At 42.4% G+C, this 25389-nt stretch carries 22 protein-coding genes; 7 read left to right on the top strand and 15 right to left on the bottom strand.

Annotation, left to right across the window (positions count from 1 at the left end; genetic code table 11):
* Positions 1-51: 51 nt before the first annotated feature.
* From AC1XUD_RS00110 to AC1XUD_RS00090, 5 genes are read right to left on the bottom strand one after another with little or no spacing between them, the layout of a single operon-like run.
* Positions 52-3507 (bottom strand): DUF7948 domain-containing protein, encoded by a 3456-nt coding sequence (locus tag AC1XUD_RS00110; RefSeq protein ID WP_483358896.1) that lies wholly within the window; start codon positions 3505-3507, stop codon positions 52-54.
* A 17-nt stretch (positions 3508-3524) separates the two neighbouring features.
* Positions 3525-4145 carry an ABC transporter ATP-binding protein gene (locus tag AC1XUD_RS00105; RefSeq protein ID WP_483358895.1) on the bottom strand — a complete coding sequence of 207 codons (621 nt, stop codon included), beginning with the start codon at positions 4143-4145 and terminating at the stop codon, positions 3525-3527.
* Between the two features lie 33 nt (positions 4146-4178).
* Complete coding sequence (gene bla, locus AC1XUD_RS00100; RefSeq protein ID WP_483358894.1) at positions 4179-5111, bottom strand: class A beta-lactamase, subclass A2; 933 nt, start codon at positions 5109-5111, stop codon at positions 4179-4181.
* Between the two features lie 13 nt (positions 5112-5124).
* On the bottom strand, positions 5125-6318 hold the full coding sequence (locus tag AC1XUD_RS00095; RefSeq protein WP_483358893.1) for a hemolysin family protein: 1194 nt from the start codon (positions 6316-6318) through the stop codon (positions 5125-5127).
* Positions 6315-6551 (bottom strand): hypothetical protein, encoded by a 237-nt coding sequence (locus tag AC1XUD_RS00090; protein WP_483358892.1) that lies wholly within the window; start codon positions 6549-6551, stop codon positions 6315-6317. The genes AC1XUD_RS00095 and AC1XUD_RS00090 overlap by 4 nt, the downstream gene beginning before the upstream one ends.
* 389 nt (positions 6552-6940) lie before the next feature.
* On the opposite strand from AC1XUD_RS00090, the gene fbaA reads away from it, so the two are divergent.
* Positions 6941-8020: a class II fructose-bisphosphate aldolase gene (fbaA, locus tag AC1XUD_RS00085; RefSeq protein ID WP_483358891.1), complete on the top strand. Its 1080-nt coding sequence runs from the start codon at positions 6941-6943 to the stop codon at positions 8018-8020.
* Between the two features lie 176 nt (positions 8021-8196).
* On the top strand, positions 8197-10050 hold the full coding sequence (locus AC1XUD_RS00080; protein ID WP_483358890.1) for a M1 family metallopeptidase: 1854 nt from the start codon (positions 8197-8199) through the stop codon (positions 10048-10050).
* 93 nt (positions 10051-10143) lie between these two features.
* Here the strand turns inward: AC1XUD_RS00080 and AC1XUD_RS00075 are convergent, their stop codons facing one another.
* The 4 genes from AC1XUD_RS00075 to AC1XUD_RS00060 form a co-directional block, all read right to left on the bottom strand.
* Positions 10144-11190: a linear amide C-N hydrolase gene (locus tag AC1XUD_RS00075; protein WP_483358889.1), complete on the bottom strand. Its 1047-nt coding sequence runs from the start codon at positions 11188-11190 to the stop codon at positions 10144-10146.
* 365 nt (positions 11191-11555) lie between these two features.
* The gene (locus AC1XUD_RS00070) at positions 11556-14117 is read right to left on the bottom strand and encodes a DUF5686 and carboxypeptidase regulatory-like domain-containing protein (RefSeq protein WP_483358888.1); all 2562 of its coding nucleotides are present in this window, start codon (positions 14115-14117) and stop codon (positions 11556-11558) included.
* 181 nt (positions 14118-14298) lie between these two features.
* Positions 14299-15006, bottom strand: a complete 708-nt coding sequence (locus AC1XUD_RS00065) for a DsbA family oxidoreductase (protein WP_483358887.1) — start codon at positions 15004-15006, stop codon at positions 14299-14301.
* A 32-nt stretch (positions 15007-15038) separates the two neighbouring features.
* Positions 15039-15671, bottom strand: a complete 633-nt coding sequence (locus AC1XUD_RS00060; RefSeq protein ID WP_483358886.1) for a nitroreductase family protein — start codon at positions 15669-15671, stop codon at positions 15039-15041.
* Positions 15672-15788: 117 nt separating this feature from the next.
* On the opposite strand from AC1XUD_RS00060, the gene AC1XUD_RS00055 reads away from it, so the two are divergent.
* Complete coding sequence (locus AC1XUD_RS00055) at positions 15789-16154, top strand: winged helix-turn-helix transcriptional regulator (RefSeq protein WP_483358885.1); 366 nt, start codon at positions 15789-15791, stop codon at positions 16152-16154.
* Positions 16155-16486: 332 nt separating this feature from the next.
* Complete coding sequence (locus AC1XUD_RS00050) at positions 16487-16651, top strand: DUF1328 domain-containing protein (RefSeq protein ID WP_483358884.1); 165 nt, start codon at positions 16487-16489, stop codon at positions 16649-16651.
* An 89-nt stretch (positions 16652-16740) separates the two neighbouring features.
* On the opposite strand, the gene guaA is transcribed toward AC1XUD_RS00050, so the two are convergent.
* On the bottom strand, positions 16741-18270 hold the full coding sequence (gene guaA / locus AC1XUD_RS00045) for a glutamine-hydrolyzing GMP synthase (RefSeq protein ID WP_483358883.1): 1530 nt from the start codon (positions 18268-18270) through the stop codon (positions 16741-16743).
* Positions 18271-18457: 187 nt separating this feature from the next.
* Here guaA and AC1XUD_RS00040 point away from each other — a divergent pair, with 187 nt between their 5' ends.
* On the top strand, positions 18458-18649 hold the full coding sequence (locus AC1XUD_RS00040) for a cold-shock protein (RefSeq protein WP_215239920.1): 192 nt from the start codon (positions 18458-18460) through the stop codon (positions 18647-18649).
* A 215-nt stretch (positions 18650-18864) separates the two neighbouring features.
* On the opposite strand, the gene AC1XUD_RS00035 is transcribed toward AC1XUD_RS00040, so the two are convergent.
* Both AC1XUD_RS00035 and AC1XUD_RS00030 read right to left on the bottom strand, forming a co-directional pair.
* The gene (locus AC1XUD_RS00035; RefSeq protein WP_483358882.1) at positions 18865-19596 is read right to left on the bottom strand and encodes an SIMPL domain-containing protein; all 732 of its coding nucleotides are present in this window, start codon (positions 19594-19596) and stop codon (positions 18865-18867) included.
* A 275-nt stretch (positions 19597-19871) separates the two neighbouring features.
* On the bottom strand, positions 19872-21356 hold the full coding sequence (locus tag AC1XUD_RS00030; protein WP_483358881.1) for a glycine--tRNA ligase: 1485 nt from the start codon (positions 21354-21356) through the stop codon (positions 19872-19874).
* 202 nt (positions 21357-21558) lie between these two features.
* Here AC1XUD_RS00030 and AC1XUD_RS00025 point away from each other — a divergent pair, with 202 nt between their 5' ends.
* Positions 21559-22554: a ComEA family DNA-binding protein gene (locus tag AC1XUD_RS00025; RefSeq protein ID WP_483358880.1), complete on the top strand. Its 996-nt coding sequence runs from the start codon at positions 21559-21561 to the stop codon at positions 22552-22554.
* A gap of 10 nt (positions 22555-22564) precedes the next feature.
* Here AC1XUD_RS00025 and AC1XUD_RS00020 read toward each other — a convergent pair whose 3' ends face one another.
* Positions 22565-22951: a hypothetical protein gene (locus tag AC1XUD_RS00020; protein ID WP_483358879.1), complete on the bottom strand. Its 387-nt coding sequence runs from the start codon at positions 22949-22951 to the stop codon at positions 22565-22567.
* A gap of 188 nt (positions 22952-23139) precedes the next feature.
* On the opposite strand from AC1XUD_RS00020, the gene AC1XUD_RS00015 reads away from it, so the two are divergent.
* A complete protein-coding gene (locus AC1XUD_RS00015; protein WP_483358878.1) occupies positions 23140-23556 on the top strand; it encodes a hypothetical protein in 417 nt (138 codons plus the stop codon).
* Positions 23557-23627: 71 nt separating this feature from the next.
* Here the strand turns inward: AC1XUD_RS00015 and AC1XUD_RS00010 are convergent, their stop codons facing one another.
* Positions 23628-24506 (bottom strand): carboxypeptidase-like regulatory domain-containing protein, encoded by an 879-nt coding sequence (locus AC1XUD_RS00010; protein ID WP_483358877.1) that lies wholly within the window; start codon positions 24504-24506, stop codon positions 23628-23630.
* Between the two features lie 150 nt (positions 24507-24656).
* Positions 24657-25196, bottom strand: coding sequence for a pyridoxamine 5'-phosphate oxidase family protein (locus tag AC1XUD_RS00005; protein ID WP_483358876.1), 540 nt, complete (start codon positions 25194-25196; stop codon positions 24657-24659).
* Between the last annotated feature and the right edge of the window lie 193 nt (positions 25197-25389).

Here is a 25389-nt window from a genome sequence, read left to right as displayed (position 1 = left end):
CATTAAAAATGTAGCTTTGACCGTCTCATAATGCTTTTTTAGTCATCAACTTCACTGCAACACCTCAAACCATCCCTTACAGTGGTGGCCCAATGGTGTATCTACCACATAATAATAAGAGCCATTCCTGATGCCTTTTCCCCAATCATTCTGGTAGTCGTCCGTCTTAAAAATTTGCTTGCCCCAGCGGTTATAAATTTCCAATTTGGAATTTGCGATGGGCACTTCGAGATAATCATTCTTTCCATCGCCGTTTGGTGTGATAACATTGGCCATATAAAATGGTGGATCTGCCTTCAGAATTTTCATTACAGACAATGAGCAGCCTTGCGCATTATAGGCAGTCAGGGTAACCGGGTAATCGCCTGGCTCGGCAAACATATAGTTATCAACGTCTTTCGACGCGGGCTTGGTACCATTTCCGAGGTCCCATTCATATCTCTCAGCATTAGACGTCTTATTCACCAAAGTATATTTATTTGGTCCGTTGCAGTCCCCGCCTGAAACATTGATATCAAACGCTGGAGCAAAAGAATTATCTACTTTCACTGTAACTTCCCTTACCGGCTGACAGCCATCGTCATAATTCGCCTGAAGAGTGTAGGTTGTTGTTTCGTCGGGCTTTACGGTAATCGATTTTCCTGAAGAATCAACCACCGCTCCGTCTACATACCAATAGAACGAACCGGCATTGCTTTCAGCTGACAAAGTTACTTCCACACCCGGACAAGCATTTATTTCAGGAGATAATAAAAAATCCCGCTTTTTAGCAACTGCAATCTTTACAGTTTTGCTCACATTGCATCCGGCACTATTACCTATTTGGACGGTATATTCAGATGATTCTTTTACATTCACGGTCGGATTTGCAATTGCCGGATTGCTCAACCCGCTTGCCGGAGTCCACAAATAGCTCGTTCCACCGGTAGATTTTAGCTGAACCAAAGTATTCTCACATACCAGCGTATCAGGAGTAACAACTGCGTTGATACTTTCCACGACAATCGTTTTTTCGGCAATATCAATTCTCTTACAGCTCAACCGGTTATATGCCTTTAAAGTCACTTTGTAAGTTCCGGCCGTTCTGAAAATATATTCAGCTTCGGCTTCTTCTCTGGAAATTGTACTTCCATTGACCTCCCATATATAATCAATTCCACCTTCACTCATGTTGGTGAAAGTCAAATTCAGCGGCGCACATCCTTTTGTTACGTCCTTATTGCTTCCTTCATATACATCAAAATCGGCTTTAAGCAAATCGATATCAATTTTAAAAGCCGCATTATTACAGTTGGGACTCCTATTCGTTCTTGACCAGGCCTGCGCCGTTGCGGGAAATCTGCTTCCGCCGCATGCGCAAGTGGCGTGATATATCATTCCATTTTTACTAAAACGGCTCGTTCCGCCATCGACATGATCGCCCTGAACATTGCCTGAACGGTCACTGCTTCCAAAAAAAGTCGCATAGAGCAATGATTTCGCACCTTCTTCCAATATCGCAATATAAAAATTGCTGCCGTTTGTTGTCTTTTGAATTGCGTCCGTAGTCACCCTCAGCCCTGTTGTACTGCTCATAGGGTTATTTCCGGTCGTTGAATTGACAGAACCGCCCCACCCAGCCAGATAGATATTGCCGCATTCACTCACCAGAAAAGCAGTAGGCGAAATATCGGGTGCTCCCCTGCCTGATCCGATCACGGTCGACATTAGAGATTTGGAAAGGTCTGCCGAAAATTTGTGCACAAACTGCCCTCCGTTTTCATTGCTGTAAACTCCGCTACTCACCGGGTAGTTGCCCGTGGTCAGACCATATACATACACATTCAAGTCCGTATCCAAATCGATCATATATGCCCCTTCTGCTGCCTCAGTGCCTACATAGGTCATCCCAACCAGTTTGTCACCCTTGAAATGCGCAATATATGCGTCCTCAACCCCTCCAATCGTCTTTTGATATGCCTCGTTGTGAACTTGCAAATCGGAACTTTGTGTGATCCCGGTAACATATACATCTCCACCCTCTGTCTGTTTTACACCGAAAGCTGCATCAAACTGATTTCCGCCCAGATATGAACTCCAAATTAACTGATCAAGCCCGGAATTAAAGCGGGCAACTATCCCATCCTGCCTCCCACTTTGTTTGGTTGTTACTGCACCCTTTAGCGGGAAGTTCTTTGAATCCGTCGACGTGACTATCAGTACGTTATCATCTTTGTCAACGATCACTTCTCCTCGAAAACAGTCTCCATAATTTTTTATAGAAATATCCTGAACACTGCTTATTCCATCATTTCCACTTCCACCCAGATAAGTGGAACCAACCAGCCGTTTTCCGGCAGCATCGAGTTTTGAGATGAAAATATCGGAACCATTGTCTAGCGGAAGCCCGCTTAGTGGTTCAATATCGGTGCCGCCTCCAAATTTCTTTTGCCAGGCAGCGGAATGCACCGGGAAATTAATGGAAGAAGTTGTGCCCAAAATAACGAGCTCATTATTCTTGTTAACAATCAGACTGACAGGTATATCAGTACTTGCTCCGCCCAAATAGGTGGCATATATTAAATCGCTGCCTTCCGGATTAAACTTCAAAATAGCGACATCCACTTGTCCGGCAAAACTGATTTGATACGCCCCCGTGACAACTGGAAAACTGGTTCCAAAGACAGTCCCGGCGGAATACATGTTTCCGGCATCATCGTAAGTTGCGGTATGCCCCCAATTGTCGGAAACTGAACCTGAGTAGGTTGAGAAAATAAGTTCAGGATCGATCGTCAGCTTATCTGATTTGTTATATCCGTCTGGGAACTCAAAATGAAAAGTATTCTGATCATCAATTACAAACTTGGAAGGAATGTCAATCGTATTGTTCTTCAAAGTCTGAAAACTATATGGCTTTTCTTCCTCAAATTCGCTTACAGAAGTTTTAACCTTGATCTTCCCACTTTCTGACAGGCTCACCTGATCTGCTCCGGTATATTTTAGACTAATTGCGGATGGATCAGCGCCAGCCTTGACCACAAATTCATATTTAAGTGCAAACCGATGCCAGTATATACGAAGGTCAATGCCCGGATAAAGATTTTGATATACGACTTCTTCAAACGCAGTGATATCACCTTGCCATTTTTCCGGCTCGTTGCCAATAAAATAGTTGTATCTGGTTTCAAGAGCACTTTTTGGGACGGTTGATATGCTGGTCGATGAATTTTCAAAACTGAGCACTACACCGTGGGCCTTAATTTGATACGATTCGTTGGTTAACGTTTTCGAGAGCTTATTTTTCAACGGTTTAGCATGAAGCGCGGCCATCTTCGAGCCATCGTAAAAAACATATTGAAGCGCCTGCTTTTTCAGGAAAAGAAATCCACCGGGAATTTCAGTTCTGTACAGGATATCGGCATCCCACTGCCCGCGATTTTGAATGAAGCCCATTCCGCTGGCAGATGCGAGCATCGGAGAAAGGAGAGTGAAAAAAAGAATAACAAAGTGTAAAGATTTTTCCCTCATACTAAATCTGTTATGTTCTATTTAAACGCAGAAACAGATATGATATTTTCGCAGAATTCATATTCCTGCTTGACATTAGACCCTAGTAATACCATTTGGCCCGTGGTGTTTTCTACAACATTTTTCAAATACCAATTGATGCCTGTAGTATCAAGATTCGTAGTAGGTTCATCAAGGAAAATAATGGGCACGTCCGACATAAATGCCAGACCCAACTTTACCCGTTGTTTCATTCCAGACGAAAAGTGCCGAATAACCTTGTTCTTTACATGCGACAACTCTATAAACTCCTCAAAATCAGAAGACTTCATGTTGTCCTTCAGACTTTTAAATTCGGAGTGGAAATCAATGAGCTCGCGAAGTGTGAATTCTTCGATCAACTCCAGATATGGCGCTGCGATAACCAGATGTCTATACCAATGATCGACATTGATTTGAGAACCTTTGATATCCGTATAGGTGATAATTCCTTCCGAAACAGGAATTATCCCCGTCAGCAACTGCAGCAATGTCGATTTACCGCTGCCGTTCGGTCCTACAAAAGTATATTTACTTCCCGCTTCCAGATTGAAAGACGCGCCTCTGACGATCCATTCACGAACAAATTTCTTACCGATATTATCAACTTTAATCCTCAATTTCTTAACACTTTAGTCGCGCTGAACGTATTTTTATTTGGCAGAAAATTCGTCCCAGGTCACTTTGGCAATATCCGCTATTACCATTTCCCGGGTTGCTTCGTCCGCCGGCGAATTGGAGACAAATACAACGAGGGCGATTTGATTTCCATTCGGTAAAGTTATAATTCCAACGTCGTTTGTGGCAGCTGTGATGCCTTTTTCATTCTTGCTGGAAGTGCCGGTTTTGTGAGCAACCTTGGCATCGTTGGGCAATTTCCCCTTTATTCTTTTTAATCCGGTGGGTGAGTCCGTCATGATTTTCATCAGAAAATCGGTGCTTGATGCCGATAGCTTTTCCCCACTTTGGAAAACTTTGAGCAGGTCAAGCATACCGCCCGGCGTCGAATAGTTTTTAAATTGAATATTCCAGTGTCTGGACATTTCCACTTCCGTGGCCACGATTGAAATATCCTTAATACCGAGCGACCGGATATATTCATCAACTACCTTAGTTCCACCCACTAATCTGAAAAGGATGTCGCAGGCATTATTGTCGCTTCTTGACACCGAATATGTCAGTAAATCACCAAGCGACACATCCACATTTCCTTCCGGATATTTATCTCGCAGAGGGCTAAAAGTGGGCAAAAGGTCCTCTTTTGATATATGTATTTGCTGATCTAATTTTAATTTCCCCTGATCAACTAAATCCAGCACGGCCATGGCCTGTGGAAACTTAAAGACGCTTTGCATCGGGAACTGATGGGCATTGTTTATCAGAACCGTTACGCCTGAGCCAAAATCAAAAACGGCCACTCCTATTTCGCCTTTTGAGAGATCTACTATTTGCTCAATCTTTACCTTCAGGTCTTTTTTCTGTGCATATACCTGACCAATAATCAAAATAAAAACGGCAGCAAAACTGACCGCCCTTCCCATCAACTCTTTCATTGGACGACGTCTTAATATGTAAATTAGATGCATTTTCCGGCAGGTTCTATTTCCCGTTTTTCTTATCAATTGTAATTTTCACCAGCTCAATCCGGGTATCCTGAACCGACACCACCTGGAATAAATAGGGCGCCAAAGCCAAAGTTTCATTTACATCAGGCAAATCGCCATAATGGTGAATGATCATTCCGGCAAGTGTGTCATAATCACCCTCCGGAAGCTCCCATCCATATTTTTCATTCAGATAATCGATCTCGTGCCGTGCACTGAGGATATAGTTCTGGTCGTCTATTTTACGCTCCGTCCAATCTTCTGTCGAGTCATATTCATCCTGAATTTCCCCAAAAATCTGTTCCACAATATCTTCGACACTCACCAACCCGGATGTGCCACCGAATTCATCTACTACCAACGCTATGCTCCTTCGTTCTTCCAGGAACCGAAGCATCAAATCGCTCACCGGCATTGCTTCCGGAACAATCAGTATCGGTGTAATGATATTTGTGATCTCCTTAGGTTTTTTGAAAAGTGACAAAGCATGGCAATATCCCAAAACTTCGTCCACCGATTCGCGATGTATAATAATTTTGGAGTGGCCGCTCGTGAGAAATGCTTTGCGAAGATCTTCAATTGATGAATTGACGTTCAGAGCAGATATCTCCATACGGGGAATCATACAGTCCCTTATCCGTAAGTCTTTAAAATCCAACGCGTTGATAAACAGTCTCTCTTCCTGACTGTGGTTATCAAAGTCCGGATCATCCGCCGACATGAGGTCGTCCTTTAACGATGGAGACAGTATATTCTCTTTGATCAATGGCTCTATCAGCCAATAAAGCGGCGTTATGACCCACTCTCCGAACCGAACAGGAAAGGCTTTCAGATCTAACGTCGCAGGAAACGTTTTGCCAATTTTAACCCAAACAGTATAGCAAAATACCCACAAAGCAGCCAGTCCGGCAAACAATACCAACGCCACCACAATCTCCCTTACTTCCAGATAATCCCGGATGAGCGGAGACACAAAAACGACTGCATAAAAACAGCCCAGTGCCACTACGCAAAGACGGATCATTCGCAGAATTCTTCTCCAATAAAGGGATTTGATGATTTCCTCCGAATCTTCGTGACGCAGTGAAAAACGGTCCAGCGAGACATCCAAAAGCACCGAACGGACTGCCCCATAATAGCCTGCCATCATAAAGAACAGAAATGTCAGCACAAAAACGAGGATATTCATTTAGAGGTTTTTTTTGAGGACTTGGTCGTATTGCTCACTTCTGGCGAACTATCTTTTCTGGCTTTAAGGCCTTGCTTCAACCTGTTTAGTTGGAAAAGCAACATAAACATAAGCCCTAACAAAAGCAGCCAGTAACTTTCAAATAGTGTGGTTCTTCTGAATTCAAGCACCCACATCACCAAAAATCCAATCGCTGCTGCCAAAAGTAAAGTACGTATGAGTTTATTCGACATTATATTGATAATCAATAATGGTATTACATTTTTTATGCCAAAGATAAGAACAATTTACACGGCAGTCGGCTTGCGGACATCGGCTTTCATACTTCACGAGCCATTTTTACTTCGGCTTTCGGCTTTCATATCTCCGCGAGCTTCTTACACTTTGATGATAGGTCATTAAATTTTGCGAACCGATTTATCCATTTTCACTAAAGGTTTTCGAATTGCCATCGAGAGCTGACAGCCGAAAGCCGATGCCTGACCGCCGACCGCCGCCACAATGTTTCCAACGAAAAACTACCTCAGTTGCCCTAAAATAGCTAAATTGCAGCTCTTGCAGTTCAACTTCTCCAAAAGAGCAGAATTGTACAAATTAATTACAGAAATATCCATTAATAATTATGAGCGAAACCACAAAACGCTTTGCACCAGGTGTGATTACCGGTGACGGAGTGAGCGAAATCTTCCGCCATGCCAACGAAAATAATTATGCCCTACCGGCTGTCAATGTTGTTGGTACAAACTCGGTAAATGCGGTTCTTGAAACAGCAAAAGCTGTAAATAGCCCTGTAATCATTCAATTCTCAAATGGAGGAGCTATTTTCTATGCAGGTAAAAGCGTTTCCAACGCAAACCAGCAAGCTGCCATCGCTGGCGGTATCTCGGGAGCGCACCACGTTCATCAAATGGCGGGTTTATACGGTGTTCCGGTAATCCTTCATACTGACCACTGTGCTAAAAAACTCCTTCCTTGGATCGACGGATTGCTGGACGCAGGTGAAAAATATTTCGATCAGTATGGCAAGCCTTTGTACAGCTCGCACATGCTTGATTTGTCTGAGGAACCAATTGAAGAGAACATTGAGATTTGCAGCAAATATTTTGAGCGTATGGCGAAAATCGGCATGACACTTGAAATTGAATTGGGTGTAACCGGTGGCGAAGAAGACGGCGTTGACAACTCTGATGTGGACAGCTCAAAACTTTATACTCAGCCTGAGGAAGTGGCATATGCTTACGAAGAGTTGAGCAAAATTTCACCAAACTTCACGATTGCAGCTGCATTCGGAAACGTTCATGGTGTATACAAGCCTGGTAATGTGAAACTTGAGCCGAAAATTCTTCGTAACTCACAGAACTATATCCAGGAGAAATTCGGAACAGGCGAACTTCCTGTAAACTTTGTATTCCACGGCGGATCAGGTTCTTCTCGCGAAGAAATCCGTGAGGCGATCGAATACGGAGCGATCAAAATGAACATTGACACAGATATGCAATGGTCAACCTGGGAAGGTATTTTGAAATACTACAAAGAAAAAGAAGGATATCTTCAGACTCAATTGGGTAATCCTGAAGGAGCTGATTCACCAAATAAGAAATACTACGATCCACGTGTATGGCTTAGAAAAGGTGAAGAAAGCATGATCCAACGTTTGAAACTTGCTTTCGAAGATTTGAACTGCATCAATCAGTTAGGCTGATTCTGAGTGGTTTAATATCGATAAATTATTAAATCAAATATCCCGACAACTTTGGTTGCCGGGATATTTGATTTAATAATCAATTCAATTGTCCGCTATTTCTTCACCCGAAAGGTGCTCTGCAAATAGATTTAAGTAACCGAAGTGCCTTATTGCTGGTACTCAATCGTTTTCAAATGAAGCAAATATTCCTCGCGCTTCTGGCGCTTACAAGCCTAACCGTTACAGCACAAAACGACCGTTGGCAACAACGTGCAAAATATCAGATGGAGATTGACTTCAATGTTTCCAACCATCAATATACGGGCACTCAAAAACTTACTTACTCCAATAATTCTCCCGACACCCTTACGAAGGTATTTTACCACCTGTACCTGAACGCATTTCAACCAGGCAGCCAGATGGACGTGAGGAGCAGAACGATATCTGATCCGGATCCTCGCGTAAAAGACAGGATTTCTAAATTGTCACCTTCTGAAATAGGATACGAAAAGATTCTTTCTCTAAAACAAAATGGCAAACCACTAAAATATGAAGTGGTCGGTACCATATTGGAAGTGACCCTGAATGAGAAAATCCTTCCAAAAACACAGCACGTTTTCGACCTGACTTTTGAGGCTCAGATTCCGATCCAAATCCGCCGTACTGGTCGCGATAATGCCGAAGGAATCGACTATTCGATAGCGCAGTGGTACCCGAAAATGTGTGAGTATGATTATGAAGGATGGCACTCCAACCCATATATCGGACGCGAATTTTACGGTATTTGGGGCGATTTTGATGTAAAAATCACAATAGATGCAGCCTATACCATCGCTTCTACGGGTTACCTTCAAAACCCGGATAAAATTGGTCATGGCTATTCAAAAAAGGAAGTGAAACATAAAGCTGGTGAAAAGCTAAGCTGGCATTTCATAGCGCCGGAAGTCCACGATTTTATGTGGGCCGCGGATCGCGGGTACAAGCATGATGTCGTGAAAGTTGACGATAATCTTGATCTTCACTTTTTCTACCAAACCGATACACTGGCGAATGCCTGGAAAGAAATGGAGCCATTGGCCGTGAAATCTTTTCAGATCATGAATAGAGAAATTGGCCGGTATCCATATAAGCAATATTCGATTATCCAGGGCGGTGATGGTGGTATGGAATATCCCATGGCCACGTTGATTACCGGCCGTCAGAACCTGGCCGGGCTGCTTAGCGTGACAGTCCATGAATCCATTCACAGTTGGTTTCAAGGTTTGTTGGGCACAAACGAATCGAAATATTCGTGGATGGACGAAGGTTTTACAACCTACGCTCAGAATATCGTGATGAACGAATTGTTCCAGTCAAAAGGAGATCCGCAGAGAGCGAGTACCAGAAGCTATATTAATCTTGTAAAATCTGGATTGGAAGAGCCGATGACAACGCATTCAGACCATTACAACACGAACCGTGCATACAGCGTAGCTGCATATTCAAAAGGAGCCGTTTTTCTGAACCAGTTGGGGTATATCATCGGCGAGGACAAGCTTCGCGAGGGTCTAAAAAGGTATTTCGCAGAATGGGAATTTAAGCATCCAAACCCCTCCGACCTGAAAAGGATCATGGAAAAAGTATCCGGCTTAGAGCTGGATTGGTATTGGGAGGATTTCATCGGAACGACCAAAACCATTGATTATGGCATCAAGGAAGTGGTTGGAAATACTAACAATACTTCGGTCGTATTGGAGCGAATCGGACAAATGCCGATGCCACTGGACGTTGTCGTGAGCTATCAGGATGGGTCGCAGGAAAATTTCTACATCCCGCTGGAAATCATGCGTGGAGAGAAAAGTGAAAAACGATATTCAAAAACAACCCAGTTGACCGACTGGGGATGGACATATCCTGAATACGCGTTTACGATCAGCAAACCAGTATCCCAAATCAGTAGAATCATGATCGATCCAAGTGGCCGCATGGCTGATATCAACCCTGATAATAACACATATCCGGCAATTCCGAAGGAAGTTCCGCGGTTTAATGGATCGGTGACAAAGTAGAGAAAATTTCACCGCCGTTATGTCAAAAAATCCTCATCTACCTGGTTAACAGGAAAATGGGGATTTTTTACTGTGGCAGGACTCCATATAAAACTACAAGCCCTGAAAAGCGAACACTTTTGTTACCGCAAATTTTTCAGAACATTCTCCTGCATAATTCTGGTGCTTATCAAGATCCAATTTCCGGACTTCCCCACCAAAATCGATTTTCTTGAAATCAACCCAGACAACATTCGGATTGAGCACATTTTCGAAATAATAGACAAGATTCTTTTGATCTGAAACGGTCCTCCAGCGCGTTGAAGAAATATTCGGCTGTGTGGGAGATGATATACCGTAGGGAACGGAGCAATTGCGGATTACACTAAAAACACTTGAAATGGCTACGCGGGTATTATCTGTTTTGGGAATTGCATTGATATAATAGGATGCCCGCACATACCGATCCGCAGCACGGTTGGTCCCGGGTAACATCACTGTTCCCGGAATACCTTTCCAATACTGATTAATGGCGAGTTGCTCCTCGAAAATCGGCGAATTGGTCATCACATTGAATTCCTTACCATGATGAATGACTAATTTTCCTTGGATATATTCGAAAACAGCATTGTCTCCCGAAGCATCTGACATTGAAAGATGCACAGTGGCGAAGCGGTCGGTACCGGGAATGAGGTCGGAAACCACGACGAAAGGCTCGGAGGATAGTCCTGTAACTGCCTCATTCACTGTGGCGTAATTATCCAGCACGTACTGAAGCCATAACGATATGGAGATGCCCTTCTTGTTGCCTTTCGGGTCAAATTTGGGATATTCAGACTCACCAAGCCAAAGCATATTGGCAACCAGGCCTTTCTCGTTCATTCCGTCCGAAGAAGCGATATCCCAAGATGTTGTAACCAAACTCCCGTATCTGGAAGTCCATTTTACCGAACTAGCACCAACTAGTCCGCTTCGGTCCATACCTCTGGGCAATACCCATAAATTGGCAGGGATTTCATCTTGCCAGTCCATGGAACGTGCGGTGATGACTGTCCCTTCCGGACCTTGGTAAACGACACGCGTGCAGGCGTTGAGGGGTCGTTCAACGGAGAGAATTAACACAAAAAGGAAAGTCACGATTGAGATTCTAATTGACTTCATAGCAGCAGTTTTTGAATAAGTTCTATTTTTTAAAATCAAACCATCTTTAACTAACTATTGAATTTTCTATCAATCCGCACGGCAACTGATCGATTACCAATTTGCGAATATGCGCAGTAGATCACTTCGACGTGAAAACTTTATACTGGAATATCAAACCCGACCATCCTCATCGACGATCAGTACGGACACCGAATCCCATCGGTTCATATAAAAGTCAACCTGTAGTGACATTATTTTAGGCTGATAAGACGCCTAATTAAGGACAATTTAACAAAAAATAACTTGCTGCTACGGGCGGCCGAAGAAAATCATTTTTCCTTTGTCCGGGATATTAGCTGAGAAATGTTTTCACTTTGGGTAGATCACCTTTTACTGCTCCCTGTCATCAAAGAAGTACCGATTCTAAACCCAACAGACTGAATTTTAGCACCCTGGAATTGACTTACGAATTCCAGCCGTCCAATTCTTAGTACGTCGTCGAATCCATATACGAGTTCGGTATAATTTCTCATTGTTGGAGCTTTAAGATAATGGATCTGAAGCGTTTCTTTCACACCTGTCAGTCTCAGCTTTTCGATTCTTGTAAATAAAAATCGCTGCATGGTATATACCGCATGACCTTCCAGAAACCATTGAGAAGTGCTGTATGTATAATATGGAAGCATCCGGAAATGCATCAGGCGGTCACTCATCTGGAAGAAAAATTCATTCCCCATAAAGTGCTTGTAATCAATAAAATATAGCTCTTTTTTATTAATAAATCCGCCCCCGGAAACCGAAAAACTCAAACTATTCCGCGGTCCTAAATTCATATCATGCCTGATCCCGCCTTCCAGTGTGGCGTAATGAACATTCCCCAATCCTGGAATCGTCGTTTTATAATCCAGACTGAAAGCGGGACCCCTGCTCCGCAAGTATCTCTTATCTCCATTTTTTATGATGAACCTCCGCCAAGGCGTAACGACGGTGTTTAATTTGAATATAGCCGCATTGTGAACAGGGAAGCCAGTATCACTTAACTCCTTGTTTGTCGGCCTGTTGGGCGTGTACTCGAAACTGTCCCAAAAAAACAAAGACTTGGCCGTGGGATCATTGAATAACTCCAACCGATGCTGAAATTCGACGGATGTCCCAACAGTTAATATGTCGCCTATATTTCGACGGCTAAACTCTGCTTTGAAAAATTTATTCTGAAAGAGTTTTACAAAATTCCGTTCGAAAAAACGACCAGCAATACTGTTCGGAAATGGTAAGATTGGATTGTTTTGGTTTATCTGATCAGCAATTTCTCCGGCTGTCAGGCCCATCGTCCAGTCTTTTCCACCCCTCTCTAATCCCAGCGAACCATATAAACGGTCTTTACCAAACGAATACCGGATATATGGCTTGACCACAAAATAATCACTCCGAGCCCATTCCTTTCGCCACTGCATCAGCAGATAAAATGAATTGGCCTCAACAGTATTATAACTGATTGAAAAAACAGGGCTTTTGAAATAGAAATAAGACCGATGCCCCAGTGCATATGTATTTCCTAAAGCAATATGTTTTATCTTGAAATAACCAGAGTCGGGACGTGGTTTTTCATTTCTCAACTCCTTCGAAATTCTGATACTATCCTGAATTCGATAACCTTTCAATTCCTGAGTGGTGAGCGGTATCGGACGAAGTTCATTCCAGTAAGTGGTATCCCGTTTATTTGCCAGCGGGTCAACCAGTACCGTATCCTGACGAAGCATTTGTGAGTTAAACTGCTTCCCGAGCTCTTTCCTTTCTTCTGCCTCAATACTTTGCGTGTACTTCCTGAATTCCTTGGTTGTATACTTTTCACGTGGTTCCCTGCCTTTTCGTTTCGTCGTTTTTACGAGTTCTTCATCTACTTTAGGATCAATAATAACTACCTCCTCCTTCAAGTTCGGATCAATATCCAGCTTTTGATATTTCACAGAAACGAGATATCTAAAGTCTCCGGAAAATCCTAAATACGAGCCGTTTAGTTTAAAATTCTGGCTCACCGGCAGCCAGACATCTTTTAATGGGGAAAAAATTTGTTTGGCTGCTATATTCAAACCCTCTGTCGTTGTCTCCAGATCGTAGCTGTGTATGGCCCATAAGTCTTCCAGAATGTACAATCGACCTTTAAAAACTCCCTCACCATATGCCTTCGGAATCACCTTTATTTTGTTCACCGTTCGACCCTGATCCTGAAAATATCCTTCATATTCGAACCGATAATAATTAAAAGCCTTTGGCGAAAGGGGACTGATCGTACCCGCCACAACTGGACTATATAAGCTCGCCAATATATATTCGTTAGGCGAAGGCATATTATTATTTACGCTATTCCGGGTCGAAAGCACTTTCTGCTTGTAAGTCTTCGGCCTGGTATACGTAATCTCTGCGACGCTCTCGTTTAAAAACGCCTTGCCTTCTTCAATGCCCGATTTTCTAAGGCGTTTTTCTAAAAGAAAAGGGATATTATTGATCGTTGCAGAAGTTCTGGAATATACCTTTGCATGATAACTCCGAACCTGAAGTTGGTGGAAACGCGCTTTTGAGATCGCCTTGCGCATAATCGTATAAGCGGGATCTTCTTTGCCCGCTGCTACCCTTGCTTCTTCCAAGCTCACTGGTTGTTCTTCCAGCGTGATGTTGATTTCTATAAATAATTCGGCAATTGTGACAGTTTGAACGACGGTTTGATAACCTAAAAATTGATACACAATATCGTAAGTACCTGGTTCCAGGCTTAATTCGTACTTGCCGTCTTCGTTGGCCAGTGTACCAGTATTATGTCCTTTTACTGAAATTGAAGCATATGGCAGACTTTCATTTTTTTGCGAAGTAACCTTGCCTTTGATACCTCCGGCAAATGCTGCAAAATACAAGCAGAAAAAAAGACACGACAGAAATACTGAACGCATGAAGTTGACAAAGTTGAGTGAATTTATTGACGTGAGAATCTGGCACGTGAATTCCGGTATTCTCCGTACAATAATTAAGCCAAAATAAGAAAAAGCCGCGACAATGCTATTTCGCATCATCACGGCTTTGCAGCAGGATTCTATTGAATGAGCCCCGTCTTTTTAGGGCCGGAGCGCATTTTTAATTACACTCGCCATCGGGAGTGCAGGTAGCACCCGCACCGTAGGAAGATATCGATTCCTTTTTCTTCCCCTCCCATTCTCCGAACGATTGATTAAGTGCGCCAAGGAATGTTTCCGGCTGTTGAGCGCCTGAAACCGCATATTTACGATCCAAAACAAAGAAAGGAACACCTCTGGCACCCACTTGCTGGGCTTCATATATGTCCTGGCGAACATTATCCGCGTACTTGTTTCCGGACAACACCTCTTTCAATTCAACTTCATTCAGACCGATTTCCGTCCCCAATTCAATTAGGGTATCATAGTCCGCTGTATTTTTGCCATCCGTAAAATAGGCTTTGAACAACTGCTCTTCCGCTTCGTCGCCTTTGCCATTTTGTTTTGCAAATTGAACAAAACGATGCGCATCAAACGAATTGGCGACTACGGCTTTGTCCATATTATATTCCAATCCCACTTCCTGGGCAATTTTAGTAACATAATTATTGGCCTCCTCCGCATATTCGAGCGTCCAGCCTTTCGCGTCCGCCAAATATTCGTTGATGCTCTTACCCGGCTGCGCTTTCATATCCGGATTGAGCTGGAAGCTTTTCCATTCAATTTCGATATCGTCTTTGTTCTCAAACTGGTCCAAAGCCATCTCGAATTTTCTTTTGCCGATATAGCAAAACGGACACATTACATCACTCCAGATTTCAACTTTCATTTTTTCCATGAGCTGCCGCTAAAAGTTTGTGTTCATTGGATATTGATAAAGAGCTCCTCTTTCGGTCTCCTAACCTTCTTTGCCTTTGCCATGACGTCGTTTTCGAGGTCACGGTGACCCAAGCTAAGCATAACAACGCTTCTCAAACCTTTTTCATTCAATTTCAATACTTTATCCACTTCCGGTCCGTTAAAACCCTCCATCGGTGTCGCGTCTACGCCTTCAACAGCTGCCGCTACAATAGCGTGTCCCAAGGCTATATATGCCTGACGGGCAGCCCAGTCAAAATTATCCTTTTCTGGTCGGCTCAAAATCCTGTCGAGTGCACCATGAAGTCCGGAGAGCGATTCAACTGTGATATTTCGTGTCGACGCGATGAGATTGATATATTCTGCGATACTTTGCGCGGTCACTTTTTCCCATGCTGTAAACACCAGCAAATGAGAAGACTCGAGAATTTGCGGTTGAGGAGCCGCCTTTTCAAATAGTGATTTTTTTACTTCGGGATCGCTGATCACCAACACATTATATGGTTGTAATCCCATCGAAGAAGGGGCCAGCTGAATGGCTTCCAATATATTATTCAATTTTTCGGATTCAACTTCTGCTCCTGACATACGTTTTGCAGCGTAACGCCAGTTCAATTTTTCTATTAGGTCACTCATTTTTTTCTGTGTTTTAACTTTATTGATACAAAATTACTAAATTTGCTATACATTAGTAAGTACTATACTGGTTTATAGTACTATACAATAAGAAAGCTATCTCAATATCAATAGATTATGGAAGTTAAATCAGAAGTAAAAAACTTCAGCACATGCAGCAAACATATGCTTCCGGTACACGACGCATTGGAAGTGCTATCGGGAAAATGGAAATTGCCGATTATTATTTCATTGATGTTCGGCCATAAACGATTCTCGCAGATCGCGCGTGAAATTCCGAATATCACGGATAAGATGTTATCAAAAGAGTTACGTGACCTTGAGGCCAATGAGCTCGTAAAACGATCAGTTTACGATTCGATACCGGTTGTGGTTGAATACACACTAACAGATTATGGAAGAACCCTTGAGCCGGTCATTGAGGTACTAAGGGTATGGGGAAGCGAGCATAGGAGGCGTATTATGACTGAGGCGGTTGTTTAATTAAAGGCCTACGGCATGATTTATCTTCAAGTTTTGTCAGGAAATTGTCATTTGATTGTCATTGAGGCAAAATATCTGTCAAGTAAACCAGGCTACCAGAGTGAACCATTGCGTCCATTGCGACATCCATCGCGCTATTGCGGTTAGTAAAGGATGATTTGTGTTTGATTGCTACCAAATGGGCACGAAAATCCACATGAATTTCATGGAATTGTCTCGAAAGGCTCCATAATTGTCCAATTAGCATACTTTTGAAGTACTTTCAACACTGGCATAATCTTGGTCAATTGGTAAGCATATATGATTCAATACGAACTTAACTTTTATCAATCATGCTTAGATGGACTGTAATATTCTTGGTTGTCGCCATCATAGCCGGTATTCTTGGATTTGGGGGTATCGCGGCTGGAGCGGCTGGAATTGCAAAGATTCTTTTCTTTATATTCTTAGTGCTTTTTGTTTTAAGTCTGATCAGTCGTGGTGTCGGGCGATCCTGACGCTGGCGAGAAAGTATAATAAACGGCATATAACAAAACAAGCAGACCAAAAAGGCCTGCTTGTTTTGTTATATCTATCTGATAATCAATTACTCCCACTCGATAGTAGCCGGTGGTTTGGATGATATATCATATACCACTCTATTGACGCCTTTCACTCTATTGATAATTTCGTTGGACACTTCTGCAAGGAATTCATATGGTAAGTGAGCCCAGTCGGCAGTCATACCATCTACAGAAGTGACAGCTCTTAACGCCACTACACTTTCATAGGTACGTTCATCGCCCATCACCCCAACACTTTGCACAGGAAGTAGCATTGCTCCAGCCTGCCAAACTTCTTTATATAGATCCCACTTCTTCAATCCGCCGATGAAAATGGCATCTACTTGCTGGAGAATATCCACTTTTTCAGCGGTAATATCTCCCAAAATACGAATTGCAAGACCCGGACCCGGGAAAGGGTGTCGACCCAATATATTCTCGCTGATTCCAAGTGTACGTCCAACAGCTCTCACTTCGTCTTTGAACAAAGTATTGAGAGGCTCAACGATTTTCAATTTCATGAAATCAGGCAAACCACCCACGTTGTGGTGAGACTTGATTGTCGCTGAAGGCCCTTTTACCGAAACTGATTCGATTACGTCTGGATATATAGTGCCCTGCCCCAACCATTTTACATCTTCGATCAAATGCGCTTCCTGATCAAAAATATCGATAAATGATTTCCCTATTGCCTTCCGTTTTGCTTCCGGCTCAGTGAGTGTGTTTAAAGCACTGTAAAAATGATCTTTTGCATCGACACCTTTAATGTTAAGCCCCATATCCTGGTAGGAATGCAGCACTTCCTCAAATTCGCCTTTTCTCAGCAAGCCATTGTCAACAAAAATACAATACAGATTTGCGCCTATTGCTCTGTGAACGAGAGTAGCAGCTACTGTGGAATCAACACCACCAGACAATGCCATCACGACCTTATCGTTACCCAGCCTATGTTTCAGCTGAGCAATCGTCTGGTCTACAAACGATTCCGAAGTCCAACTCTGTTTGCATCCGCATATACCAACCACAAAGTTGTTGATCAGCTTTTTGCCTTCGGTTGAGTGTGTTACTTCCGGGTGAAACTGAATCCCGTAGGTCAGCTCGTCTGCTATTTTATATGCAGCAACCTTAACGGATTCTGTGGAAGCGATGATATGAAAGTCCTCTGGAATAGAAACGATGGTATCTCCGTGTGACATCCAAACTTGAGAAGTAGAAGACAAACCTGCCAAAAGCGAAGAATCTCCATCCACTATATCCAACTTTGCACGGCCATATTCACGGTGTTTCGACGGTTGTACTTCACCGCCAAGCATTTGCGCCATTAGCTGCGCTCCGTAGCATACTCCCAAAACAGGAACTATTTTTCTGAATTTCTCCAGATCTACGTTTGGTGCATTTTCATCCCTAACCGAACATGGACTTCCCGAAAGGATAACGCCTTTGATATTGGGAGTGAGATCTGGGAAGTTATTATAGGGATGGATTTCACAGTAAACATTCAATTCACGTACACGGCGTGCGATCAACTGGGTATACTGTGAGCCAAAATCAAGAATTAAAATCTGTTCTGTCATGTATATGCTATCTAAAACGCAAAGGTAGACAGATTGAAGCAAACGAAAAAAAGTATGTAAATATAAAACCCGTCACAGGTCCCTGAAAGCCCTTAAAATAATATATCTTCAAGTAATTTTAAAGTTTTTAGTTATTTCTGTATAATAACCTTTATCTTTGTCTAAATTTCCAATATTAATAAAGAACATGAATCAAGGAACAGTAAAATTCTTCAATGACTCTAAAGGATACGGGTTCATTAAAGACACAGAAACAGGACAAGATTATTTCGTACACATCTCAGGTCTTGTTGATGAAGTTCGCGAAAACGATGAGGTCACTTTCGACCTACAAGAAGGACGCAAAGGACTAAACGCCGTGAATGTTAAGCTTGCATAATCGTAACTTAATATAAAATTGAAAATCCCTGCCAATCGCAGGGATTTTTTTATGTCCAATCTTTTCAAAAAATGGGAATTTAACCGCAATGGACGCAATAGATTTCGCAATGGACGCAAGGGTGAATTCGTCATCAAAGTTGGATATGAGAATACTATGAAACCTGGCAGGCCATCTCCTGACCATACCTGATCATTCCCTAACGAAAAACACTGTCAATCAACACTATACTGAAGCTTGACAGTAATATTAGCGGTCTTCCGTTTGGAGGTCGTATTAAATGATCCGCCCCATGTGAATTCCTCAGAAGAGTTCTGAGCTACAATTTGAAACACACCCATATCCGCACTTTTCAAACCTCCGACTTCACTATCCGATTTTTCAGCAATTCGTTTCGCCCGCTGGTTCGCATCCTCGGTAGCTTCGGCGATCATTTCAATTTTCAGTTCCTTTAATTTTGTATAATAATATTCAGGAGGATTGGAATAAAACTCCACACCGCTATTGATCAATTCGCTAACCTCGCGTGAGATATCCTCAACTTTATCCACATCCTTTGACTCAATTTGCACATTCTGCTTCAATCGATATCCGGAAAACGTTGAGCTTATGCGGCGACCATTGGTGTCAAAGGTCTCATTCATTTCTTTTTGGATATCCACAGCAGAGAAAACCAGTTGATCAGCTTTTATCCCTTTTGATATCAAATATGTTTTGATTTTGCCGCGATCAATATCCAGTGCAGCATATGCTTCGCGCAACTCAAATGCTTTTTTCGAAAACGAGCCACTCCAGACAATCAAATCTGATTCAAAATCTTTTGTACCAAGACCAGTCACGCTAATGGTGTTATTCACTTTATTCCTGTTTCGAAATGCATTTGAAAAAATAATGGCAGTTAAAATTACTGCAACAGCGATAATGGCGGCATTAAGATGTTCTTTCATCAGCTATTAGGTATTAGCTTTTAGGTGTTAGTTAAAGGATCGTAAGTCTCAAAGCAATATGCCAAAAAATATCTAAACGTCTCTTATGGTATTGAATTGCCATCCTTTGATTTCCTCGCGGATTCGTGGCAAATTTCGTTTCTTATACCAAGACAATTACTTTCATAAAAAGACATTAAACGTTACAAATTAAAGGAAAGTATATTAACAAAAAATCCCCTCGCGTGTGGCGGGAGGATTTTCCGAAATTCATATCAGAACTTTATCTTCCGTGCTCAAATCGCTTCCAGAATACGTTCGATCGCAACCTGATATCCAATTTTTTCTTTCAGCTCACTAATTGAAACACGCTCCTGTTCCATGGAATCGCGATGACGAATTGTTACTGTATCATCTTCCATCGTCTGATAGTCAACTGCGATACAGAATGGGGTTCCGATCAAATCCTGACGGGTATACCTTTTCCCAATTGCCGCTCCATCATCATAAGTTGTACGGAATGATGATTTCAAAGAATGGGCGATTGCCTGGGCTTTTTCTGCCAAACCATCTTTTTTCACCAATGGCAATACCGCAGCTTTAAACGGAGCCAATGCCGGATGCAGTTTGAGGTAAGTTCGTTGCTTCGCATTGTCGCCTTCACCTACAGTCTCGTTGGTATAAGCGTTACAGAATGCAGCCAGGAACAAACGATCAGCGCCGACAGACGTCTCAACTACGTAAGGAATATAATTTCCATAGGGCTTGCCGTTTTCATCCAGATCCGAGTCAAAATATTGTTGTTTCTTTTTAGAAAGCTCCTGGTGATTGCGCAAATCGAAATCAGTGCGGGAGTGAATACCCTCGATTTCGCGAAAACCAAACGGGAACTGATATTCAATATCCACGGCGGCGTTTGCATAATGCGCCAGCTTTTCGTGGTCATGAAATTTCAACTTCTCTGCCGGTAAACCGATCGCTTTATGAAACTTCATACGTGCTTCCTTCCATGCTTCGTACCAGGCCATTTCGGTGCCAGGGCGAATGAAAAATTGCATTTCCATTTGCTCAAACTCGCGCATACGGAAAGTAAACTGACGCGCTACGATTTCGTTACGGAAAGCTTTTCCGATTTGGGCAATCCCAAACGGGACCTTCATCCGGCCGCTTTTTTGAACGTTCAGGAAGTTCACGAATATACCCTGAGCCGTTTCGGGACGGAGGTATATCAAGCTCGAATCATCAGCGACAGAGCCTACCTGCGTACTAAACATCAGGTTAAACTGGCGCACGTCGGTCCAGTTTGTCGTACCTGAAACCGCACATTTGATATCCTCAGCGATAATCAACTCACGAACACCGGCTAAATCTTCTGCACTTAGCAAACGACCCATTTCAGTTAATAAGGCTTGTGCCTTTTCAGGTTGTCCGGCTGCTTCATATTGTTCAGCTTTGCCTTCCAGTAACTGATCGGCACGATAACGCTTTTTGGAGTCCTTGTTATCGATCATCGGATCGTTGAACCCGTCCACGTGTCCAGAGGCTTTCCAGGTTAGCGGGTGCATGAAAATGGCCGCATCAATTCCCACAATATTGTCATTCAGCTGAGTCATGGCTTTCCACCATGCTGCTTTGAGGTTATTTTTAAGCTCTACACCATTTTGACCGTAGTCGTAAACAGCTTGCAAGCCGTCATATATTTCGGAAGAAGGAAATACAAATCCGTATTCTTTTGCATGTCCCACAATGTCTTGAAGGGAAGTAGCAGGTGCCTGGCTCATTCGATTTATTTAAAATTCACAAAAAACAATAGTCACACTCCTCAAATATCAGGAATCCGGCAAAATTAGGGATTTTGTCGGCAATGGAAACTGTAATTCTACAATTTTATAATCCTTCTCGCATCCATAAGATCAAGAGCTTGAATCGAAAAGAGACTAATGAGTAAGGATTTCGTCCTAAATCCACACTGCCCGGAATTCGATGGTACAGCGCATTCTTAATCAATTGGAAGATTTCTTTGGGATATCCCGTAAACAGGCGCGTGGAGCCGCCTTGTTAATTGTTTTCACGTTCGTGATTATATGGTTTCCGTTTTTATATCGCAGACTGATATTACCTCTTTTTCCTGTTGAAAAAGAAACCTTTGACTCGCTGAAGCTAGACGATATTGCACAAAGCATCAGCGAGCAACCCGTATTTTCAACAAATGGTGAAAAGAGTGAATATCCGGCACCCAAAGGTGAAACTTCAATCAAAGTCCGGCTTTTTAATTTTGACCCTAATACTGCCAGCATCAACCAATTGACGGAGTTAGGAATTCCTGCATTTATTGCCAAGAGAATAGAGAAATACCGAAGCAAAGGGGGACAATTCAGAAAGAAAGAGGACCTGTTGCATATCTACGATTTCCCTTCTGAACTATATCAAAAGCTTGACCCATATATATCGCTACCCGCCAAAACTGGTTCTCCTACTGTCGGTTCAATTGAAAACAACAACGAGAAAAAACCTGAAGGCTCAACGTACCCAAAAACCGAATACACAAAAAGTGGCCGTCCGATTTATGTCAAAAAAATGCCCTTTTCATTTGATATTAACGAGGCTGACACCACCGCACTCATCCAACTTAAGGGAATTGGCAGCAAACTTTCCCAACGAATAATCAAGTTTCGTGATGGGCTCGGCGGTTTTCATTCAACCAGCCAATTTACTGAGATATTTGGGCTTGATTCCCTGGCACTAAGTCAGCTAAATCAATATGCCAAAATATTAAGCCCGGTGCAAAAAATTAAAATCAACGAAATTTCAGCTGACCAGCTTGCAACCCATAGTTATTTCCGGAATCATAAACTTGCGACCATCATTGTAAATTATCGCACGCAACATGGCCCTTATCGCTCTGCAGAAGATTTGAAAAAGATCAGAATTATGGACGAAAGAATGTTGGAAAAGATCTCGCCCTATCTGTCTTTTTAGGCGAAATCTATTACTCATACTTTGATCTGGGCATTGTTAAACGCATTTCATCCGAGGTGAGGTATCTATAGGGTAATTTAAACTGTCTCTCAGTTTCATATGCATACCATCGCCAGAATTTCCGATAATCGGGTTTGAAGTTTCGATAAAGTGTAGAGTCAGCCGGATGCGTCTTTTTATATTGATCGAAGGCTTCCACAACATCATCATATCCTTTAACGGACCAGATAGAAAACTGATTTGCTGAGTTACCGCTGAAATGATAATTACCTCTCTTATAGTCATTATCGTTCATCATGATCATGATTGCAAGACTTACTTTGGGAATATTGGAAATGGAAATCGCGCAAATGCAGGCCGTGACGATAAACGCTATATTTTTGATCAATACACTCATGTATAAATTTTTAAAATCCTCCGATCTGACTATCTGACCTGTTTTGATCTCAAATAGTCACATCTCTTCCTGGTAACGTAACTATCTACGAGCGATTATCACCATAAGGGACATTTCGGTCGAAATTTTAGTGGGGCATTGATATATTTGTTAAGAATGAAATTTACCACCGAATACATTACTACTCAATGGAATCACTCCTGGAACTTCGCCTTTTAATAAAATCCTATTTCCCCGAATCGTCAGAATTGCAGCTTGCCAGCCACTTCGACAGCCACAGGAGATACAATTTTTACTTCGAAATAATACCCGACACGACCTTTTTGCTGTACCTGAATTGGGATGGCCACGGAGATATTTTTGTATTAAAATGTCTCGAATTCAAGGATGCCAAACTGCTTAATGAACTTAAAAAATCATATACGGATCTTGGCGCAAAAGCATTCAACGTCGGTCAGCCTCGCACCACGATTTCTTTCCGATATCCGGAAAAAGACAGGATCACAAATGTTAATCTGAAAGGCATCATAAATGAGCATCTTGATTCGACCGAAATATCAGGAGATCTGCTGATGCGTTGTATTGATCCATTCAAAACAAGCTGATTATTAAGCGGCGAATTGATTTTACACTTAACTCTTCGTTCATCTAGACGTTAAGCAATATACAATTCCAGCTAATCTTGCTTCCCCACCCGGAAAGTTTCAAAATAAATAGTTGGAGTATAGCTCATTTCGGCGACTGAAAATGGCTCTTCGGGCGTCTTTCTCTCATATGCATGGCCTGGGTTTTTACTCGTCGATATAGTAAATCGTTTACTGTCCCCTGTTGTTGTTTTTGCTCCAAACCATGCATCGACCCACTCTGCCGCAACTATTATTCCGCCAGAGATAATCACCTGATAAGGTTTCATATCTATTTCCACCCATTTCTGATCCTTCCGGCAAGTCATGAATATATTTTCTTTTAGCAACTCTACCGAAGTTCCAACTTTATAGTTTTGACCAAGTGGAAGAATATGCAATCTTATTCGAACGCTGTCAAATTCCTGGTGATGGAGTCGCATTCTGAATTTGGATAATTGCAGCGGAACTTCAGATGGCTCGATTGCAAGACCTCTCAACCTCCCCTTTGAACTGGTATAGTCACCCCAGCCGGTATAATTGGAAGACGGCTTTTCATTTCCAATAATGACAATTTCTCTCTTGGCGGTTGCAACAACTTCGTTTAACTGATAAGGTGTCGGGTCCAACCTGATTTTGTGAACTTGTGCTGTTACTTCACTTTTAAGAAATGATTTGGAACGATATCCCAAATAACTCACCACGACAGTATCTTTTGAATCCGCGTTTGACAGATCGATCCCAAAATTGCCATTAGCGTCCGCTATCCCGCCTACGCTTTTCCCTCGAACGCCAATATTGGCATATGGAAGAACTTCATTTTTCTGACTATCGAAAATCGTCCCACGAAACGTCTGTCCAAAACCAGAGGAAGAGTATAACAATATAGAAATGACAATATATAAACGGACCGATCTGCTATGCTTAAACATAATGTGAGACTGGAATGGCCGGTGAAACATCTGAATTAATCGCAAAATATCAAATACTCAGCGCCTTATTACCATTTGTTACAACGAAATATCCCGACCTGCCTCGGATTACCTACTGACCTTCGTATTGATTAATGCCGAGCGACACAATCAGGGATTTACAAGCCTACCTTCGATGGAATCATCCAGTGTCTTCCCTAATAAGGCTCCTATCATTGTTTTAACAACCGCCACGGCATTGCCATGTTTGTTATCCCAATAGTATCCCTCTTTGGCTTCCACCTTTATCGCAGTTATGCGTGGATCATCTTCCCCTTCTGTGAACCAGGCTTTCAACACCGGCTCCCACAATTCCTTAATAATTTCTTTGTTTTTGGTAATAGTGGCTATCCCGTAAAGGCTCAGAAAATCAGAATATTGGGATCCCTGAAACAACAATTGAACATATGGATCGAATCGGATATCCTCGTTTTTCTCACTGTCGCTGGCGCTCAAAAACCAAAAGTTTCCATGTTCATCTATCTTCTGAACCGACATGGGACGTGTTTTCAGCGGTTCTTTAGTTGTAATTTTTGTACAAAAAAAGCACGAGTTCGCTTTCTCTACCAACTCTCTGATTTTATCGCCGGCTTCCTGGCCAACCAGGTCTTTATAATTTTCTTCCGGCTGCTGTTGATTTATGCTGTCCATCTTAAATATGTTTGATTTTTCGATAGATCCAACAAAGATTGTTCCCGATATATGGTGATTATGAAATTCCTCACTTCGGGTATAGATAATATCCAATCACATCAATAAGTAATTGTCAGTCACTACATATAGTTGAATTGCGGGCGGGTATTTCCCATTCCTTGTGGAAATCCTTCAACTTGAGCATATCGGC

This window comes from Dyadobacter sp. HNCC25DJ184, from assembly GCF_056895215.1.
Note: the sequence above shows the minus strand (reverse complement) of the source record. Positions and strands in the feature narration are given on the sequence as shown.

Coding starts and splice junctions, on each gene's coding strand:
- AC1XUD_RS00010 (WP_483358877.1), bottom strand. CDS start 24,506: ATGTTTAAGCATAGCAGATCGGTCCGTTTATATATTGTCATTTCTATA.
- AC1XUD_RS00025 (WP_483358880.1), top strand. CDS start 21,559: ATGGTACAGCGCATTCTTAATCAATTGGAAGATTTCTTTGGGATATCC.
- AC1XUD_RS00050 (WP_483358884.1), top strand. CDS start 16,487: ATGCTTAGATGGACTGTAATATTCTTGGTTGTCGCCATCATAGCCGGT.
- bla (WP_483358894.1), bottom strand. CDS start 5,111: ATGCATCTAATTTACATATTAAGACGTCGTCCAATGAAAGAGTTGATG.
- AC1XUD_RS00110 (WP_483358896.1), bottom strand. CDS start 3,507: ATGAGGGAAAAATCTTTACACTTTGTTATTCTTTTTTTCACTCTCCTT.
- AC1XUD_RS00015 (WP_483358878.1), top strand. CDS start 23,140: ATGGAATCACTCCTGGAACTTCGCCTTTTAATAAAATCCTATTTCCCC.
- AC1XUD_RS00030 (WP_483358881.1), bottom strand. CDS start 21,356: ATGAGCCAGGCACCTGCTACTTCCCTTCAAGACATTGTGGGACATGCA.
- AC1XUD_RS00095 (WP_483358893.1), bottom strand. CDS start 6,318: ATGAATATCCTCGTTTTTGTGCTGACATTTCTGTTCTTTATGATGGCA.
- AC1XUD_RS00080 (WP_483358890.1), top strand. CDS start 8,197: ATGAAGCAAATATTCCTCGCGCTTCTGGCGCTTACAAGCCTAACCGTT.
- AC1XUD_RS00040 (WP_215239920.1), top strand. CDS start 18,458: ATGAATCAAGGAACAGTAAAATTCTTCAATGACTCTAAAGGATACGGG.
- AC1XUD_RS00090 (WP_483358892.1), bottom strand. CDS start 6,551: ATGTCGAATAAACTCATACGTACTTTACTTTTGGCAGCAGCGATTGGA.
- fbaA (WP_483358891.1), top strand. CDS start 6,941: ATGAGCGAAACCACAAAACGCTTTGCACCAGGTGTGATTACCGGTGAC.
- guaA (WP_483358883.1), bottom strand. CDS start 18,270: ATGACAGAACAGATTTTAATTCTTGATTTTGGCTCACAGTATACCCAG.
- AC1XUD_RS00020 (WP_483358879.1), bottom strand. CDS start 22,951: ATGAGTGTATTGATCAAAAATATAGCGTTTATCGTCACGGCCTGCATT.
- AC1XUD_RS00075 (WP_483358889.1), bottom strand. CDS start 11,190: ATGAAGTCAATTAGAATCTCAATCGTGACTTTCCTTTTTGTGTTAATT.
- AC1XUD_RS00060 (WP_483358886.1), bottom strand. CDS start 15,671: ATGAGTGACCTAATAGAAAAATTGAACTGGCGTTACGCTGCAAAACGT.
- AC1XUD_RS00005 (WP_483358876.1), bottom strand. CDS start 25,196: ATGGACAGCATAAATCAACAGCAGCCGGAAGAAAATTATAAAGACCTG.
- AC1XUD_RS00035 (WP_483358882.1), bottom strand. CDS start 19,596: ATGAAAGAACATCTTAATGCCGCCATTATCGCTGTTGCAGTAATTTTA.
- AC1XUD_RS00070 (WP_483358888.1), bottom strand. CDS start 14,117: ATGCGTTCAGTATTTCTGTCGTGTCTTTTTTTCTGCTTGTATTTTGCA.
- AC1XUD_RS00065 (WP_483358887.1), bottom strand. CDS start 15,006: ATGAAAGTTGAAATCTGGAGTGATGTAATGTGTCCGTTTTGCTATATC.
- AC1XUD_RS00055 (WP_483358885.1), top strand. CDS start 15,789: ATGGAAGTTAAATCAGAAGTAAAAAACTTCAGCACATGCAGCAAACAT.